Origin of the sequence: Flavobacterium sp. UBA6135 (assembly GCF_002428305.1) — a bacterium.
GTDB lineage: Bacteria > Bacteroidota > Bacteroidia > Flavobacteriales > Flavobacteriaceae > Flavobacterium.
The window spans coordinates 1-17781 of the sequence record NZ_DIVJ01000034.1 but is presented as its reverse complement, the minus strand read 5'-3'; the positions used below and the strand labels follow the sequence as shown (position 1 = coordinate 17781).

At 30.0% G+C, this 17781-nt stretch carries 17 protein-coding genes and 1 pseudogene; 5 read left to right on the top strand and 13 right to left on the bottom strand.

Annotated elements, in window-relative coordinates; translation table 11 throughout:
• Nucleotides 1-33: 33 nt before the first annotated feature.
• Complete coding sequence (locus B3L86_RS08575; RefSeq protein WP_291117695.1) at nt 34-1194, bottom strand: FecR family protein; 1161 nt, start codon at nt 1192-1194, stop codon at nt 34-36.
• A gap of 69 nt (nt 1195-1263) precedes the next feature.
• Nucleotides 1264-1821: an RNA polymerase sigma-70 factor gene (locus B3L86_RS08570; RefSeq protein ID WP_291117692.1), complete on the bottom strand. Its 558-nt coding sequence runs from the start codon at nt 1819-1821 to the stop codon at nt 1264-1266.
• Between the two features lie 296 nt (nt 1822-2117).
• On the opposite strand from B3L86_RS08570, the pseudogene B3L86_RS13700 reads away from it, so the two are divergent.
• A pseudogene (locus B3L86_RS13700) lies at nt 2118-2273 on the top strand (IS982 family transposase); the annotation flags it as partial.
• 137 nt (nt 2274-2410) lie between these two features.
• Here B3L86_RS13700 and B3L86_RS08565 read toward each other — a convergent pair.
• The 6 genes from B3L86_RS08565 to B3L86_RS08540 all read right to left on the bottom strand — a co-directional run bounded on the left by B3L86_RS08565 (nt 2411) and on the right by B3L86_RS08540 (nt 7224).
• Nucleotides 2411-3454 (bottom strand): hypothetical protein, encoded by a 1044-nt coding sequence (locus B3L86_RS08565; protein WP_291117689.1) that lies wholly within the window; start codon nt 3452-3454, stop codon nt 2411-2413.
• A 104-nt stretch (nt 3455-3558) separates the two neighbouring features.
• The gene (locus B3L86_RS08560; protein ID WP_291117686.1) at nt 3559-4638 is read right to left on the bottom strand and encodes a hypothetical protein; all 1080 of its coding nucleotides are present in this window, start codon (nt 4636-4638) and stop codon (nt 3559-3561) included.
• Nucleotides 4639-4648: 10 nt separating this feature from the next.
• Nucleotides 4649-5068, bottom strand: coding sequence for a hypothetical protein (locus B3L86_RS08555; RefSeq protein WP_291117683.1), 420 nt, complete (start codon nt 5066-5068; stop codon nt 4649-4651).
• Nucleotides 5052-6191 (bottom strand): nucleotidyltransferase, encoded by a 1140-nt coding sequence (locus B3L86_RS08550; RefSeq protein WP_291117681.1) that lies wholly within the window; start codon nt 6189-6191, stop codon nt 5052-5054. Before B3L86_RS08550 ends, B3L86_RS08555 begins: the two co-directional genes overlap by 17 nt.
• The gene (locus tag B3L86_RS08545) at nt 6188-6994 is read right to left on the bottom strand and encodes a hypothetical protein (RefSeq protein WP_291117678.1); all 807 of its coding nucleotides are present in this window, start codon (nt 6992-6994) and stop codon (nt 6188-6190) included. The genes B3L86_RS08550 and B3L86_RS08545 overlap by 4 nt, the downstream gene beginning before the upstream one ends.
• Nucleotides 6995-6999: 5 nt before the next feature.
• A complete protein-coding gene (locus B3L86_RS08540) occupies nt 7000-7224 on the bottom strand; it encodes a DUF2188 domain-containing protein (protein WP_291117675.1) in 225 nt (74 codons plus the stop codon).
• A gap of 136 nt (nt 7225-7360) precedes the next feature.
• Between B3L86_RS08540 and B3L86_RS08535 the strand changes: the two genes are divergently transcribed.
• The 4 genes from B3L86_RS08535 to B3L86_RS08520 are packed head-to-tail and all read left to right on the top strand — an operon-like array spanning nt 7361 to nt 9157.
• Nucleotides 7361-7696: a helix-turn-helix domain-containing protein gene (locus tag B3L86_RS08535; RefSeq protein ID WP_291117672.1), complete on the top strand. Its 336-nt coding sequence runs from the start codon at nt 7361-7363 to the stop codon at nt 7694-7696.
• A gap of 7 nt (nt 7697-7703) precedes the next feature.
• Complete coding sequence (locus B3L86_RS08530; RefSeq protein ID WP_291117669.1) at nt 7704-8294, top strand: ImmA/IrrE family metallo-endopeptidase; 591 nt, start codon at nt 7704-7706, stop codon at nt 8292-8294.
• 50 nt (nt 8295-8344) lie between these two features.
• A complete protein-coding gene (locus B3L86_RS08525) occupies nt 8345-8803 on the top strand; it encodes a Panacea domain-containing protein (RefSeq protein WP_291117666.1) in 459 nt (152 codons plus the stop codon).
• Entirely contained in the window at nt 8804-9157 is a 354-nt protein-coding gene (locus tag B3L86_RS08520; RefSeq protein ID WP_291117663.1) for a hypothetical protein, read from the top strand.
• 122 nt (nt 9158-9279) lie between these two features.
• Here B3L86_RS08520 and qatD read toward each other — a convergent pair whose 3' ends face one another.
• The 5 genes from qatD to B3L86_RS08495 all read right to left on the bottom strand — a co-directional run bounded on the left by qatD (nt 9280) and on the right by B3L86_RS08495 (nt 17500).
• Nucleotides 9280-10011 (bottom strand): Qat anti-phage system TatD family nuclease QatD, encoded by a 732-nt coding sequence (gene qatD / locus B3L86_RS08515; RefSeq protein WP_291117661.1) that lies wholly within the window; start codon nt 10009-10011, stop codon nt 9280-9282.
• Nucleotides 10008-11366 carry a Qat anti-phage system QueC-like protein QatC gene (gene qatC / locus B3L86_RS08510; RefSeq protein WP_291117658.1) on the bottom strand — a complete coding sequence of 453 codons (1359 nt, stop codon included), beginning with the start codon at nt 11364-11366 and terminating at the stop codon, nt 10008-10010. Before qatC ends, qatD begins: the two co-directional genes overlap by 4 nt.
• Before the next feature lie 2 nt (nt 11367-11368).
• A complete protein-coding gene (locus B3L86_RS08505; protein ID WP_291117655.1) occupies nt 11369-12109 on the bottom strand; it encodes a hypothetical protein in 741 nt (246 codons plus the stop codon).
• Between the two features lie 2 nt (nt 12110-12111).
• Nucleotides 12112-14010, bottom strand: a complete 1899-nt coding sequence (locus B3L86_RS08500) for a KAP family P-loop NTPase fold protein (protein ID WP_291117652.1) — start codon at nt 14008-14010, stop codon at nt 12112-12114.
• 583 nt (nt 14011-14593) lie between these two features.
• A complete protein-coding gene (locus tag B3L86_RS08495; RefSeq protein WP_291117649.1) occupies nt 14594-17500 on the bottom strand; it encodes an Eco57I restriction-modification methylase domain-containing protein in 2907 nt (968 codons plus the stop codon).
• Nucleotides 17501-17781 lie beyond the last annotated feature (281 nt).

Below are 17781 nucleotides of genomic sequence, written 5' to 3'. Positions count from 1 at the left end.
CATCGCCAAATGATAAACTTCGTTCCCTTTTTTTTAATATAGTATTACTTTTTTGTTCTGTATTTTAAAATCTTTAATAATCCCAAAGCTTTTGATATTCAGTAAAATGCTTTCAAGATTTTGATTCTTCCCTAAAACTCCTATGAATTCTTCTTTTTCAATCGATTTATTTTGGAATTCAATATCCACATCATACCATCTGGAAAGAACAGTCATTATTTCTTTTAACGATTTATCTTCAAAACTAAATACTCCATCTTTCCATGATATTTCGTTATAAACATCCACCTGTGATAAAGTAAAAGAATTGTCATTAAGATTCAGATTTGCTTTTTGATTAGGTTTTAAAATGTGTTTGTGTTTTTGTGCTGTTAATGCGATTTTACCTTCAACTAAAGTGGTATAGATATTATCTTCATCGTTGTAAGCTTTGATATTAAATTGGGTTCCTAATACTTGAATTTCTTGTTTTTTATGGATGACTTTAAACCTAGAACCTTTGTTTTCTGAACTTGGAGATACATCAAAGTAAGCCTCACCATAAACTAACTCAACTTGGCGTATTTCACCTTCGATAAAGCTTACTTGATATATTAATTTACTATCTGAATTTAACCATACTTTGGTGCCATCTGATAATTTTATAAAAAATTGACCACCTCTAGGAACAGTTAAATGATTGTACTTGATTTCAGAGTTTTTAGGGTCTTTATTATAAACTAATTCTTCACCGTTACTTGTTGTAGTACTATTTTGGTATAAACTCCCTTTTTCAAGAACAACCTCAGATCCATCTTCTAAGGTTAAAATAGCTTTGTTTGAACCCGGTTCAACAGCATTTACTACTGTTGGTATATTGTTGTTTTTATCACTTTCATCTCGAAGATATAAATATGATATTGAAATAAATAGCGTGAATAATGCGGCAACTGCTGCATACTTTTTGAAATTTAATTTAAAGACAGGAACAGTAATTTTCTCTTTAATTTTATTCCAGTCTTCTTTTTTGTTAATTTGATTCGATAAATTAAGTCGGTTTTTTATTAGCCTTTCATCGGTTAAATTATCAAGTATGTATTTTTTTTCCTCTTCGCTAAATAAATGAGAATTTTCTAGGTCTTCCGGAGCTTTATCTCTTAAAAGTGAAACAGCAATACTTTTAGATAATTTAATAATTTCTTTAAAAACATCCATGCGATAAAATTGTAAGTTATAGCTAGGACGACAAAAAGTTAAAAGAGGGTTAAAATTTTTTAAAAAAATTTAATTCGTTGAATCAAAGACAAAAGCAATAATGGAAAAATAGTCCTTTAAGATAGGTTTTAAACGCTTGTAGGCAATTTTCTTTTGTGCCTTTACTGTATTAACAGAAATAGAAAGTTCTTCTGCTATTTCAATGTTTGAAAAACTTTTAATACTTAGTCGGATTATTTGGGCACATTTATTTGGAAGTGTATTAATTGCATTTTCAATTATACTTGATGATTCAGAAATTACAACTTCACTTAAAAAAGCAACTTCTTTTTCTAACTTTTCTAATTCTTTTGTAGCGTACTTATCAATTTTTTTAACATGCTTGCTTTTTAAATAATCAAGGGATTTATTTTTAATAGATGTATATAAATATGCCTTTACAGTAGTTTCAGTTTGAAACTCTATCTTTTTCTCCCAAATTTTTATGAATACCTCCTGAACTATATCTTTGGAGGCATCTAAATTTTCAACATACTTATTGGCAAACAGGCATAACGAGGTATAATGCTTGTCAAAAAGAATTTTATATTCTTTTAGATTTAATTCGTATTTATCTGTACTCAGCATAAAAATAATAAAATTTGAAAGTCAAGAATATTTTGCCAGAGTCTTTTGTAATCAATTTGAAAATTAAATTTTTAAGTAAATCATTTTTTTTGAGGCTAAAAAATAAAGTATACTTCTTGTAATAATAGAATTTTTGTTTACACAAATATATATAGTTTACTCGCAATGCATTATAAAAAAAACTCTCAAAATAACAAACATTAGCACATAGTGTTAACCATCAGCTAATTACAACTGAAAACAAACTTAGAGAAAATTGAAAATTAATTTCCAAAAGAATCTAGTAAAATTCAGATATAGAAAAATTTTATCAAACCCATAAATCAAAAATATAGGATTTACAATTGATTAACTTAATTGTTTTAGCAGAGTTTAAATCGATCGACAAAGAGCTTGAACTTTTTAGAGTAATCAAAGGTTTAGCAAATGAGACTAAAATATATCGAAGTGTTTAATGAAGTGTTTATTAAAAGACCCTTATATGCATCAATTGACTTGCCAACATGCTCCTTATTTAATTTCATTGGAAAATCAGTAACTTTATTCATACATGGTTATTGATATGTCATTACAAATAATTAAAATATCCTCAACACTTTTCATTCTCATTCAAATCTAAAGCTATCGTTGTAAAATCAGAAGTATTCTTACCTAATATTGCCATTCCGGCATCATGCGGATTTTCTAATTTGTACCTTCCTTTCGCAGAACCATTTAAAGCATAGTCATAACCATCAATTGATACAATACACCAATGTTTCTGCCTACATTCTACAATTACTTCATCTGCATAAAATGGCCAATCTCCTTCATAATCATTTTTTCGAATCTTCTTTGATTTAAACTGAGGATTCAACTTCCTTTCAATTTCGTCTATTACAGTTCTTTTATGAACTTTTTTAGGAGTCTCTTTATATTTTGTTGTTTGTTTTCTATAATCTTCTATACCATAGTCATTGTCATACAACATTCCAAAATCAAAAACTGTTGCAGTGGACAGTTGCAAGCCCTTTTGTCCCAAACATTTGAATATAAATTGTCTTGAAAGAGAAGAAACAAATTTTTCAAATAAAATAATGATATGATTTGAAATTTTATGAAAAACCTCATTACATAAATTAACATCCATCAACTTTTCATAATCATCATTATCAAGAAGTCTATTTTCAAATTTTTCCCATAACTTTTTAGCATTTATACCAATTTTAGTATTCCCTGTAATCAAATCAAAATTGTGATACCTCGATAGCTTACCAAATTCTGATAATATAAAAAGAAGTTCTTTTATGTCTGAATTTGTTTCAATAAAGTCTTTATCAATATAAAATTGTGGATGCTCATAATTTGTAAAATAATTACTCATTATTTCATCAAGTAACTTTTCTAAATCATGACCTAAATTTTTTAAATATCTAAAATCAGGCAGTTTTCCATGTTTATTGAAGTGACCAATACAGATGTATGCCTTCATAAATCTTTCAAAACCTTGTGACAGAAGCTGAAAAGGTAGAAAGTAAAAATCATTACTTAAATTAATATTTTGCAACTCTCCAAAACCTAACTTTAAAAGTCTATCAGATGTTTCAAACTCTTCCAGTAAAGCAAAATACTTAATGTTTTCAATTTCTTTCATTGGTGGTTTTATATTAAATTACAATATTTATCTGAAATTACGCCCCTATCGCAATCAGCAACTAAAAAATGAGATATTCTTAAAGTGCGAAAATAGTACCTCTATCACTTATGAAACATTTCTTTAATGTAATAGGGATTAGAATTTATCTTTATTAGGTCACTATTAATCTGTTGAATAGCTATTTGCCTGTCCGTTAGGTGTATTCTATTTAATAGATTATTATTTGAATTAGCATAATCTAAAATTCGTGTACCAGATAATCTTTCCACAATATATTCCATGCATTCTACGAAATTTTCGGTAACGGAAAATTCTTTACCATAATTATAAATAGAAAGAGATTCAAGAGCTAACTGTTCTAGAAGTGTGTTCTCAATAAGTAAACTATTCTTGTCTCGGTAAGACCTTAATAACTTTATTAATTCCCTAATTTTAGGCTTGTTTATTAGTAGATTTTTCTGAATATTAATGTTTGTTTTAAAAGTTGTTCCTTTTTGCCAAAAAAATGGACGTCGAATGTATAAATTTAGGTTTTTATCGTCTTTATAGTTTCCAATTTCTTTACCATACACTACATCAACTTTATGAATGCCTTCATTTCCTTGAAATATCAAACTTGTAGCTTTAGTTCTTTTTATCACTTCAGCTTCTCCTTCAAATAAATCTTCTATTGTATTATGAATTTCATTTGATAAATTTCGCATATTACCGAAATGGTTATCTTTTTTAACAGGCATGACTATATCAGAGTCATAGGTATTGGTAATAGCTATCTTTTTACTCAATGAACCAACAGTTTCAGGATAGCATACAAGTTGATCTGAAAATTCATTGTAAAGCTTGTCTTTAACTTCTTTAGTTATTGATTTTAATTCCTGCAATTTCACAGGGTTTAAATTTGGATTTTCTTCCCTTAACAAATTTCTAAGAAAATTATCGCTTGAAAATTCCTTCTTACTTTCTTCTCTAAACTCCCATTTATAAAATTCATTACCCGCAATTCCTCCTACTATTCCAAAAACGGTTATTTTCTTGAATGCCTGAAGTCCATTATAATTTTCCCAAGTCATCTTTTGGCCAATTCGCTTAAGCTTTTCTTTTTGTTGAAAATAATCAATAAGCCCAACAATTCCTGCTGCTACAGCAACTCCAGTAAAAATATATTTGTCTTGTTTTCTCATAATTACAATTTTATTCAGGATGTTCACCACCACCTAACCATTTATCAGTAGCATGCCAGACTTCATAGTAGTACAGCCATAAAGAAGTCCATGGAATAATTGTATCGCTAATATACATTTTCCTTGTAAATTCTGAATATTTAGGCATAAATAAGCATAATGTTTCCTGCGAATACATATGTGGTATTTTCTCACCTTTTTCATTTTTTACCAAAACTGGATTAAGTACCCGGATTTGAATTGGTTTCAAAATATGGAACTTAATCTCAATAGTGTATGTTTCACTTCGAGGTGTAGGCTGTAATGTCCCTACTGCCTTGAGTTGATAAGAATCAAAACTTACTTTCCAATCAGGATATTTTACTCTTATAGCATTTACCTGTTGTACAATAGTTTTGTTTCTGTTTAGGTTTTTAATCCGCATCATCACCAAAAAAAGTATTTGATTTAACCGCTGTGGTTGTAGCTGCTCCAATTCCGCCAATTATTCCTGAACTTCTATTGATTCCTAATTGATTTGAATTTCTGGCTTTCTCAATAATATCTGCTTGCGAAATTTGTGCCCTTGAATACAAATCATCACCAAATAAACCTTTAAGTATGTACCCTTCAGAAATAATTCCGTTATCCTTTTTGAGTTCCTGCCACTGCTCATATAAATGCTCGCAAAATGCTCGGAATGCTTCATAATATCTCGGTTCTTTTTCCCATTTATCTGTAAAGTCTTCTTCAGAATTTACAGGATTTAAAACTTTAATTCTCGTTGAATTATAAAATGTATGCTGACGAATCTGATTTATAATATTTTCAACGGCTAGAAAAATACTTTCCTCTCCATTGTAATTGAGACCAGCAATAGTTGTTAAAACAATACTTGAAGTTTTAAAAGTATCATTCTCCTGATAATAAATATCTCTATACCTTTTAATCAATTGCACGGCACGTTGAAGAGGTTTTTTATCCTCATAGTCATTGGATGGTAAATTTTCAGCTCGTAATGCTTTTTCCAATAAGCTAATCTTAACTGTATTGGATTTTTCCAAAAACCATTTGGCATACCCCCTAGGATTAGAACTTACCCAACAACCTAACAGTCTGTCTGGAATTCGCAATTTATCTTCATCCCATTCATTTTCTTGAATGCCGGGGAGGATATCCATATGAAAATCTCCTGAATAGTTCAAGCGGATACATCTGTTCTTCAATTCCATTTTTTCTTTATAAACAGAATGTTCAGAAAGTCGTCTTTTTAGTTCAGAATATATTTTTTCTGGAGTATGGTTGCTCCATTGTATTTTCAAATGTAAAGCAATATCCAAATCAAACTCATCTTTGCCTATTGGTTTTACAGTTGTCTTGATCCTAACTGAACCATGTGGATATAGTTCGTATTTAAATGGTTTAAAAAACAGTTCATCTGCTTCTATCCATTTTTTTATTGCTTCATAATGCTGAATCATTAATTCATAACGCGTTTTATCCAGTTGCATAGATTCAGCCATCCTGTCGAGTAAGTCGTCCAACTGCACGTATTTGTTTTGAAATGGTATCATTTTGGTAATATTTTAAATGTGTGAGGTAATATTCTAACTCCTGAATTTGTTGCTCCCTTTTTAATTTCTTCTGCTGTTACAAAGGCTATACTTTCGTTAGTAATTAAATCTTTTATCGCCTTTTTTTGAGCATCAGTTTCTAAGCGTAATTCAAATATGTCTGCATGTCTAAATTGATCAATAGGATAGTCATCTGTCTTGAGTATGCCTTCTTGGTGTCCACAGATATATGCGTATTTGATATGCCTAAAATGTTCTGCCGGTAACAAGCCAGGTTCTATTAACTCTTCACAAAACTCTCGCCAAGGATCAATCTCTCTGTTCTTTCTGCTATTAAACCATTTGAAGAACTCAACTAGTTTTTTACGTTTATTAACTATTATTCTTAAATCGTTCTCAGTATCATTATCACGAGGAACATTATTGCAAGGTGTTATTCCCAGGCTGTCAAACAGCTCTCGATTTTCTTCTTTAAAGTATTTATAAGCACCGCCTACAGGTTGAAAACCTATAAAATCTTTCTTATGTCGTTTTATAAGCATGTACTTTCCATTGTCTTCAATCCTGAACAGATATGCTACAGTGACACGAACGGGCTTATTGTACTTCCATATTTTCGTTACTAATAGTTTCCACCTTTTTTTGTTTTCATAAATGAATACTATAAGTTCAATTGCACTTGCAATAACAAGACCTAGAGCAACTTTAAAAATTGTACTTTGCACTTCCCCACTAGAGAGAAACAAACAAGAAAGCAAACCTATAGAGCCAAGAATAAAACTTATTTTTCCTTTAACATTCATTTGCTCTAGCCTTTAGGTGGAAAATTATCTTTACCATAGGTATTTCGCTCTCGTATTTGCCCATTTTCACCATGAATAAACATTTCTGAACCTTGATTGATTGCAATATCCCTTGCAATCTTTATAGCTTCTTTTTGTGTTGAAACTATTTTTGTAACCTTTTCGTTACCCGCCCCTCTTACTGCCCAGTCGTCTCCTTTAGGAACAACATGTTGATTTTTTTTGCTCATAATGATTTTATTTATTATATTAGTACTACTTTTGTTTCATATATAATACAAACATCTATTCTGTTGCAACAAAGTTAATCAAAAATTTATGCTGTTGCACAAATGAAACACTGTTTAATTAATAAAACTTATCAACATGCAATCAACACTTAATACAGACCTTTTGGCAGGGATGTTAAAAAGTAAAAGAGCTGGCAAAGGTTTAAGAACAATAGCAGAAGAAATTGGTAATATCAGTGCTGCTACATTATCCAGAATAGAACAGGGAAAGATTCCTGATGTTGACACTTTCATTAGTATTTGCGATTGGCTTCAAGTTACAACTGATACTTTCATTTTAGGAGAAAATCAAAACAAAACGGTTTCTAATAAAGAACATGTTGTCGCACACTTACGAGCAGAAAAGGAGTTAAGTCCAGACACAGTCAATATGCTTATCAAAATGATTGATATGGCTTATGAAACTAAATAGTAATTGATTGGCGACAAAAACTTCATTAAAGAGAGGATTTAAAGCAAAGGCTGAAAGAATTGCGACCGAATGTCGCGAAAAACTTGGCATTCATCCTTGTGCACCATTATGTGCTTTCGCATTAGCTAAGTTTTTAGGAATAGTAATATATGATGCTACATATTTTCTTTCAGAGCTTTATGAAAAAAATAAGTTAGCTGGTTTAAATGGAAATGACTGTGGATGGAGTGCACTTACTATGACTAATAAAGATGGAAAACGATTAATTATACATAACCCATTTCATACAGCTGCTAGACAACAAAGTAACATAATGCACGAAATAGCCCATATTTTATGTGAGCATAAAAAAAAACCACTTCCAGAAGGAATTAACTTGCCATTTGGAATGCGAGACTTTGATAAAGAACAAGAAGATGAAGCTATTTATTTAGGTGCCACATTGCAGCTATCAAGACCATGCCTTTTATGGGCAAAAAAGAGAAACATGAGTAATTCAGAAATTGCAAATCATTTTAATGCTAGTCTAGAAATGGTAAATTTTAGAATTTCTGGCACAGGGGTAAATAAACAATATTTTAAAAAGAAAATAGTATAGAGGTTTTTAATTACAACATAATTTACCTAAATGTAATAAAATAATAAATTATGCCAAAATCAGCGTTATTTATAGCGGGCGAAATTCTTAAACGTGCTAAGGAACTAGGATTGACAATTTCAAATATGTCAATGCAAAAATTATTGTTCATAGCGAATGGAGCGTATTTAGCAAAAACTGGAAATACATTAATAAACGAGCCTGTAGAGGTATGGCAGTATGGACCAGTAATCAGAACTGCATATCACGAATTTAAAGATTACGGGAACACAGATATAAAAGGTTTTCCACTTGCATATACAGAAGCAACTGATAAAACTATTGATGAAACTGCAAATGAAGCAATAGAGTTTGTTGTAAAAATAGCCAGTGAACTTGATGCTTTACAACTATCAAATTGGACACATTTGCCTGACACGCCTTGGTCAAAAGCAAAAGAGTGTGGACACTCGATCATACCAAATAAAGTAATGCAGGAATATTTTAAACAATTCATTAAAAAAGAATAAATGGCAATATTCGATAATAATATTTTTGTTAAAGCTGCAAGCTCTGCACCAATGAATTCAATTTCAATACAAGAATATGTCGCTGAATGCATTTCTTATGAGAAACATCAGCATGATATTGAGCATTCAAAACAGAATATGATGGAGCGTAAAGTATATGCTTCTTGGATATTTCAATTCACATCTCTATGGTGCTTAGGCTTATTTATTATTTTATTTGGTTGCGGTTTGGGAAAATTGGAACTTTCTAATATAGTGATTACAACATTTATTGGCTCTACCACAATTAATGTTTTTATATTCTTTAAATTAGTCACCGAGTATTTATTTAATAAAGAAAATCCACATAGTTAGATATTAATTGCTTTGACTATAAGAGCATAATGATAATAAAACCTTTAGTGATTATTTTTAATAATGATGAGTTTGGTTATCTTTTTTAACTAAGCACCGATTGCAAATCCGCCTTATCTGGGTTATTTAATCCCTAACAATAAGTTTTTAAAATTTGAATAAATTTTTCTTTCCACTTCTAGAGATGTCATCATGTGAATTTTTGCAAAATAAAGCAAGACCATGGTCACGTCACTGGGAAAAATAGTTCTTTTTTCAACTTCAATAAAAGGACCATCACTTTCAGTTAATACTCTATCTAAGGGAATCTTAGAAATTATTTTTTTTCCATTTTCAGATTTAATCATAGCAGGATTTATTGAAAAGTAAAAGCCTGCTTGAACAATCTTATCAATCAAATTTAATGGACCTGAATACCAATGAAAAATCGCAAATTGTATTTTATTCTCCATTAAATGTATTAAGACTTCTTTTTCAGCTCTTCTGGAATGAATACTTAGTATCTTCTTTTGCCCGGAAATAACATTTAGAATTTTAGTAAATGTATCAATCTGAATCTCTTTTGTAGATATACCCTCTTGAGAAAAGTCCAAACCAACTTCACCGATATATGATGTTTTATTTATGTTTTTTAAAAATAAATTAAATTCCTTTTTGTGTGAATTAGCCATCAAAGGATGCATTCCTAGAGCCAATCTTACTTTTTTTAATGATTGAAAATGAACATATCCCATCTCAAAATGGCTTGGAAGATTAGTCATAGCTAACACAGTGATATCTGCTTTTACACAATCCTGCAAAACTTTTCTTGGATTTGGATATAAATCTATATGGCAGTGTGTATCAATAATCATCTTAAACCCAACTCAGATTTGACAAATCTATTTCCTTTTTCTCTAAATAATTGTAAAACTTCTTCTTTAGACCTTAACACCATTTCAGCATATTCTTCAAGTTTATCAATTTCAATATTTCCATTAACCAAAAGATCTCTTTTCATTTTTTCCAAAGAAATATCTCTTCTAAGATAATTGATTAATGCTGGTAAATCTTTACTGTAGTTTCGTGAATTAGCCCTAGTAATAAAGTTACCATATTGATTTTCGTTATCTAATCCTGCTTTATTCAAAGCAGCTCGTCTATAAATACAAGGCATACAAATTCCACACTCCTGAATACCGGCTTTTACTTCCCAATTTTGTTTTCTACCTCTTTTACCACAAGAAACCGAATTTTGAAAAATACCTTGTATAAATGTTTGGTTTGTACATTCAATAAACATTTCTCCTTTAGTTTTCAATGTATAAGGATTATTTATTGTTATAGATAATCTTAAATCTACAAGTAATTCTTGCGTATTTTTTAAAACATATGGATGAGTTGTTCTTGTGCTTAAAGAACTTACTCTTGAGGGTGTAAGGGGATAATTGATTGAGATTGTACCATTCTCAGGTATTATTAATTCATTAATTGTAGATAAATAGCAACCTAAACCAATGAAAAATAGAGAGCGACTTCGGTAGTTACTTTCTATAGTTACTCTATTGCCATCAGCATCTTTTCTTGATAGTGCTAACTTTGATTGCACCCAATATATTTTATTTGGATATTGAGTCATTAAATGCCTCAGTAATGTTCTTTGGTCTCCATTTGGCCCTGGTGATTTTGAATCAAAGTGAGAAACCAAAAGTATTCTTTCATCATTACTAAGTTTTTCTAATTCATCTATGACGCCTATTAAAGAATCTAAACCACCCGAAAACAAACTTACTGATTTGATAGAGTCTCTTTCATATCGTGGAATTTTCCTTCTGTTTGTACGTGGTTGAAACAAATCAACATCTTCTATTTCTCGGAAGGAAATCTGCCAATTATCTCCTGTTAAGAAGTCTAAAATCTGTTTCAATTTTGCTTCTTTACCACTCCAAACAGCTAAGTTATTCACAGGAAACTCTACTTCTATATCTCTTGTCCAACCATCATTTGAATAAATATCCCGACTAAGCAGGTTATCTACACCATAAACTATTGCTGATACAAAAAAGAAATCAAATTTTACAGAAGTAAAATCAGTCGTGAAATCAAAAACTCTTTCATAACCTAAGAAAGATAATGGAACTTTTCTATTCACTCCGTTATCTGTATAACAAAGCTGTAAGTCTGAAAATTTGCCATAATCTGCGTTGTCAATAACTATATCTACTCTCATAACTATTCAAATACGGTTAATACATCTTGCTGAATATTTTTAACAAGCCTGTCGGCTTCATCAGAACTCCAATCAATGTTTTGCAGTGGATTTCTTTTGTGCATATCTCCAACTCTTCCAACTATGAAATTTTTTATCTGGTTGAAAAGGTTATTACAATCATTTTCACTCTTCTTTTTTATTAAATTTTCATAGAACCACTTTGATAAAAGCTCATTAATATAATATCCGAAATACTTTATTATTACATCTTCCAATGTATTAGTTGTAAAGGTTTCTTCCAATAAAGTTTGTACTTCTTCAATGGATTCAGCTTGTCCCATTAGTTCTTCTAATAATAATCTTGTAGCTTCTTTCGCAGCATTATCATCAATAGAAGTTGTACTACCGGAACAATACTCAATCAAATGATTAATTACATCGCCAACAGTTTTATTATCAATATCAGTTAAACCTGTAGATTCTAGCGTTTGTCTAATATTGTTACCCGAACTAATAAACGTTGAAAAGACCCCTCCAATTTTTTTAGCGGTTCTAATGCTACTTCGTCCACCTGCTTTTGAACCACCACGACCTCCTGTTAAGGCTCCACCTAAGGCCGAAACAAAATTCCCCATAATGTTTTGCAGCTTCTGAGCTGGAAGAGCAGAAGAGTCACAATTTGAGGTGAGCGAAGAACTAAGCGTACCCCAATTCGGAACCATTGAGTGTTTTACATCAGAAAATGATTTAGATGTTCCCATATCTATTTTTTTAAATTAAATGCTTTACTTGCTTTTGATTTTCCATCTTTGAAATAATCGTTTAAAAATTCTCCTATCTCAGGTTCTGATTTAAAATCCGCTAATCTCGTTGCAACTGCTGGTTCAATATCTGATACACTAATTATTTTAAGAGCTTCTATGTAATGATAGGCTGTGTTTTCAATTTTATCTTCTGTCATTACATTAAAAATGTCATAGAGTCGTTTTTGCTGAGAATTCCTTTTTAAATTTGAAGATAATAAGTTAAAAAATGCATCTTTTTCGATATCGCTAAAAGGCTGAAACTTTTCAGTAAGTAAAGATTTGGTAACCGTTGCCGTCATATTATCGGGTAATAACTCATTAAACAATGCCCTTACTACTGGTGGAATCATACTCGTTGCAGTGATAGAATTTTCTAACTTATCACGGGCAATCCAATAATAATCTCGTAAATCAACTCCTGATAACAAAGGCTCTATTTGAAACCATTTTATTATTTTGGGTTTACTCCATTCTTTGAAATCTGTATCTTTTATTTCTGAAGAGATATCATCAACTCCTTTATCTTTACATAGAACTTCTATATCGGTTATTTCTTTTGGTACTCCATCTTGAACTATTTGCCATTCAAATAACTTCTTGAATAGTTTAGGTTCAGAATATTCAAGTATCATCATTTTTGCAAGTACAGCATCATTAAAGCTTTGCAACGATGCAACTTCTGCAAGTCTTTTTCTAATCGTATAAGTATTTAAAAACCTTTTAATTTGTCTGGGATTTCCATATAAACTATTTGTAATTAAAGGAACTAATGAAGGAATTGTAATTACATTATCTTTAACTTTTCCGAACTCCTCTGATTCTAAAATCTTTTCAAAGTTTGATAATCCAAATGCAGAATACTTGTTCGTTAATCTATACTTTTTAAATTCATCAAGTACATTTTTAAACTTAGTATCGCATATCTCTTTTTTACAGATAAGCATCGATATATAAGTTTCGACTTCTGATTCAGAAAGCCTTGGTAAAGAGTATGGAAGCTGTATTAATTTTTCTAAGTAATCAATTACAATTCGGCTGTTATCTTCCTCAATTTCTTTGTTGTTTTTGTACTTATGTTCAATAGCATATTTCACAATTCGAGGGTCAGCTCCAATAAGGAATGCTGTTTTTGGTACGTTTAGAAACAGTTTTATTGCTTCAAGATTTTCAATAATCCTTTCTGGACTGCATCTATCCAAATCATCTATTATAACAACTAATCTTTTAAAGTTTGTTGCTGCTAACAAGTCTGAAAAATCTTTTCTAAATTCTGCTACGGCATTTGTAGAATTTTTATCTACTTCTTTTCCTTCTTTCACAAAGGCTTTAAATATTTCTTTTCCTTCGTCTGATTGAAGCTTTTCAATTATTTTTTCTGGATCATCCCCCCATTTAGCCATTTTCTGATATGCAAAAGGAACTAAACTAAGTCCTCCTGTAAAATATGCGGAAACAGCAGGTAGTGCTACATTTTTCATTACCATACCTGCCCCACGCATCCAATCAATAGATTTCCAAAGTTTCTTTGCTTTCTCTTTTACTGCATCTTTTAATTCAGCAGAAATTTTTTTATTGTCTTCCAATTCTTTGAGAATCGAATTAAGCAATGCTGCTTTAGCATCATCATATCCTTCAAAAGTCCACCCATTAAAATAAATACAGAGTGAATCCTTATCATCTTCTTTCTCAAATTCATCTTTTACTATTTGTAAAACACTAGATTTTCCACTTCCCCAATCGCCAAAAACTCCAATTGTGATGGGCAATACTGACTCATCATTAAGAATGTTAATTAACAAATCTGCGTGTACTTTGAATCCTAATAAGTCTTCTGAAGTTTCATTATCTGCCCACATAATAACTTTGATTTTATTTTTTTAAGGGATTATACTTCAATTGATTAAAAAAAGTTAATTTTAGTTTACTATGCCAAACCTAACGAAAATATTAACAAAAACTAATTATATTTTCTAACCAATTATAAACAAAATAACAAACTAAATAGATAAACATTTTACGGATTTCCGTAATCACATAAAATATTTTATAAAAAGACCTAGGTAGTAATTTGAATTAATTATTTACTACGTATAAATACCTGTTTTTTATTTTCTATAAAATAAAAAGAAAATGCGTCAGCATCTATTTCTTCCTGCTCCAACTTTTATTTCGTTTATACCCATTCTTCCCCTCATAAATCTTTCCCCTTAAATAAAGTCCCAAAAACCAAGCAGCAACTAGACCAATTATTTCCCACCATTCCATACCGTGAATATTAAAATCAGGTTAAATTATAAACCAAATTTTTATTACAATATGCAATTCCAAAATTTAACTACGCAAAAAAGTAACAATGAACTAATTAGTTTTAATAAAAAAGATGCCTCTGCATCTTTTCTTATTACTTCTCATTCTGCTTAAATTTAAGAATTTATGATGTTATTTCAAATTAATTATTAATTCATTAAGTTCTTTATCTATTTTATCGATTACCTCTTTATTATCCCATCTTTTATGTGCATCTACAGATAATAAAGAAAGTCTAACATGAATTTTATTTTTTTTATCAAATTTTGGTATATGAATTGGCGGATTTATTTTAAATGACCTTGAATCGGATGAGTTTAATATAAAAGATTTAGTTATTGGTGCATTTAAAATAGCACAAATGTAATGAGCTTCTTCCAAAGTAATGAAATCTCCATTTGAATTTTGTGAAATTGTTACCGCATGATTTTGAAATTGAGGTCTTTTCAATTCGCCCCAAGGCATCATTATTGAACTCACTACTGTGGCCTGCCATTTTGAATTATCTCTAAAAGCAACATAATGATCTGCAAAGCTATATTCACCAACCCTAGCTAAAGCATAGAATTCAGTTTTATTTTTTTCTCCAATTATTTTGTCATTGTACTGAGTTTGAGACTCAATTACTTTTTTAAATTTATTAAAATATGTAGCTAATAATTTAGAACTTTTTGTTAATTCTTTTATGGAAATTGGACTTCTAGTATTACTTATTTCGTAAGGAAATGGTACAATATAACAGGACGGTTTAAGATGAAATCTTTGTATATCTACACCTTTAACTAATGGATGGAGATATTTTTTCTCCAAAGGGAAAGATTCTAAAGGAATTTTATATTTTGACTTCTTATTTTGATAGTTCTTTACAATAACAGTATTTTTGGATTGCGGCATTTCATTATCTACTTCAAGTAAATATAGTTCTTGAGGATAGAATTCAATCCCTTCACGTCCTTTATACTCCGGTTTGCCAGAAATTTTGCTAAAAGAGTCTAATTCCATTTTATTTTTTGCATAAGAAAAAATAGTATTGTCGTTATTTGCCTGCCCTACTAATGAAGTTTTTTCTGTAAAAACACTCTCTAAAACATCAAAGTTTGTTTCATTTTGATATTGTGCTAAATTTACTCCCTTCACTTTATAGTAATATTTAACTGGAATACCTTTTTTATAATCTACTTTTTTACTCGAGAAAAAATAAGTTAAAAATTTATGTGTTACTGGGGCAAAAGGATGGCCGGCATTTGTCCAATCAAATAATTGTTGAAAATATAGATTTGAATTTTTATCCAATTTAAATTCTCTAAAACCTTCATAAGTCTGTTGAAAGATTATTGTTTGCGGCATAAGAAAAGCAATTACACCATCTTTTTTTAACCAATTTACTGCAGCAACATTTGAAATTAATGCACAAATATTCAAATTAATTCCTCCAGTTACACTATCGCCTGAAAAAAGATGTCGTTCAATACATATTGACTTTACACGCTCTCTATAACCTGCGGGTAGATTTTTCCAATCTATCCAAGGAGGGTTACCAACGATGAAGTCAAACTTACCCAAATTAGCTGTAGTCAAGAAGTTTGTCACAATTCTAGCCCAAATTCCATTCCATTCGTTTCTTTCCAATTCGACAAATTGCTCAGCTAAAGAACTTATACTTTCTTTTATAGATTTTTTTAGTTCTTTCGTTGAAACTAAACTAAATAATTTAAACTTAATAGTTTCTATATCAAGATTATGAATATCCTCTTCAATACTTGTCATTGTTTTTGAAAATAAAATAGGATTAGCTACTGCACTTTTTGGCAAGTCAATATTAATAAAGCCTTTAATGGTCCTTATTTGGTAATTAAGACATTGAACACCTTCAATTATTATTTGATTAGGAACATACGACGCATCACCTAAATAAACTGGAATTTCAAATTCATCTTCATTTGTAATTAAATGTGAAATATTTATAAAATAGTTAATTCTTGATGTCAGTACAGCAAGAGGATTTAAGTCTATTGCTTTTACTCTTTTCAAAACATCAAGTAATCTTTCTCTATTTGTTTTTTCTTTATTTTCTATTAAAACGTGTTTGATAAGAACCGTGACAAATGTTCCAGAACCTGCACAAGGATCTAATGCTGTCCAATTTTTTTTTATGCTACTTAAATTAATTGATTCTTTTATTAAATTATCTGCAAGCCAAGAGGGCGTGTAGAATTCTCCGAGGCTATGTCTCACTTTATCAGGTATTATCTTCATAAATAAATCCCTAAACAAATCTTGTACATTCTCACCTTTCTGAAAAAGAGCTTTATCCTCATATTGTGTTAGAATTTGAAATATCTGTTGAACTAATCCACCTATTTCATTATTCCATTGATTCAGAGAACAGTACCAAGCAAAGAAGTCTCCTTCTAATAAATTTCCTATACCAAGACTTCTAAAAATTGCTCCCTCTTCAAGTGAGTTCATTTGATGTCGTAAAGTTTCAAAATCGGATTCTGAAAGTTTATTAAAGTCGATCAAACTTTTATTAAATCGAATTTTACTAATTACTTTGTAAGCTATAATTTTTACAATTATGGCATATGTAGTTTGAATAGCATATAAAGCTAGATATTCATCATTATTGTTTTTTAACTTTGAGCCAATAATGTCTTCTAATGATTGTTTTCTTTCTTCTATCGCTTTTTGTTTAGAATTATCATCGTGTGCTAAACGAAATAATTCTTTCCATTCATTAAATAGCATCAGAGAACGACCAGTTGCATCATTCTTTAAAGTATTAAAAAGACACAATGTTAATTTTTTTGAAAGACTATTTTCTGAATCACAAAAATCTTTTACTAAATTTTCAGGTGTTAAAGCGACTTTATCAAGTAGTACAATATCTTTAATTATACTATTTAAATGTTTAGAATCTAGTTTTTCAAAAGCTCCTTCATTGATTATTCCATTCTCGACGTTTATTAATTTACACTTAGTGCCATCAGTTACAATACCATAATAATCTAAATTATCTTTGACGGCTAAACCTTTCAAATAATCAATTAGCTGTGAAGATGCTTTTTCCTTATCTAAACTTTTTATTAATTTTGAAGTATGCTTAAATTCTATTACTAATGCACCTACTTTACTATCAATTCTTCCCTTAGATACGTGTCTCTCTGTGTTAATTGTTTTTTCCTTTTCAGGATAATATGTATATCTTCAAACTAAATTGGACGTTATCTAAGAGAGTATTTCGTGAATAATTCAAAGATAAATGATTTTTTTGATTTGTTAATAATTTTGATTTTTGGTACTCATTTCTTCGGTTTGTA

Excerpts from the sequence above, each read along its gene's own strand:
- B3L86_RS08575 (WP_291117695.1), bottom strand. The coding sequence starts at position 1,194 with ATGGATGTTTTTAAAGAAATTATTAAATTATCTAAAAGTATTGCTGTT.
- B3L86_RS08570 (WP_291117692.1), bottom strand. The coding sequence starts at position 1,821 with ATGCTGAGTACAGATAAATACGAATTAAATCTAAAAGAATATAAAATT.
- B3L86_RS08565 (WP_291117689.1), bottom strand. The coding sequence starts at position 3,454 with ATGAAAGAAATTGAAAACATTAAGTATTTTGCTTTACTGGAAGAGTTT.
- B3L86_RS08560 (WP_291117686.1), bottom strand. The coding sequence starts at position 4,638 with ATGAGAAAACAAGACAAATATATTTTTACTGGAGTTGCTGTAGCAGCA.
- B3L86_RS08550 (WP_291117681.1), bottom strand. The coding sequence starts at position 6,191 with ATGATACCATTTCAAAACAAATACGTGCAGTTGGACGACTTACTCGAC.
- B3L86_RS08545 (WP_291117678.1), bottom strand. The coding sequence starts at position 6,994 with ATGAATGTTAAAGGAAAAATAAGTTTTATTCTTGGCTCTATAGGTTTG.
- B3L86_RS08540 (WP_291117675.1), bottom strand. The coding sequence starts at position 7,224 with ATGAGCAAAAAAAATCAACATGTTGTTCCTAAAGGAGACGACTGGGCA.
- B3L86_RS08535 (WP_291117672.1), top strand. The coding sequence starts at position 7,361 with ATGCAATCAACACTTAATACAGACCTTTTGGCAGGGATGTTAAAAAGT.
- B3L86_RS08525 (WP_291117666.1), top strand. The coding sequence starts at position 8,345 with ATGCCAAAATCAGCGTTATTTATAGCGGGCGAAATTCTTAAACGTGCT.
- B3L86_RS08520 (WP_291117663.1), top strand. The coding sequence starts at position 8,804 with ATGGCAATATTCGATAATAATATTTTTGTTAAAGCTGCAAGCTCTGCA.
- qatD (WP_291117661.1), bottom strand. The coding sequence starts at position 10,011 with ATGATTATTGATACACACTGCCATATAGATTTATATCCAAATCCAAGA.
- qatC (WP_291117658.1), bottom strand. The coding sequence starts at position 11,366 with ATGAGAGTAGATATAGTTATTGACAACGCAGATTATGGCAAATTTTCA.
- B3L86_RS08505 (WP_291117655.1), bottom strand. The coding sequence starts at position 12,109 with ATGGGAACATCTAAATCATTTTCTGATGTAAAACACTCAATGGTTCCG.
- B3L86_RS08500 (WP_291117652.1), bottom strand. The coding sequence starts at position 14,010 with ATGTGGGCAGATAATGAAACTTCAGAAGACTTATTAGGATTCAAAGTA.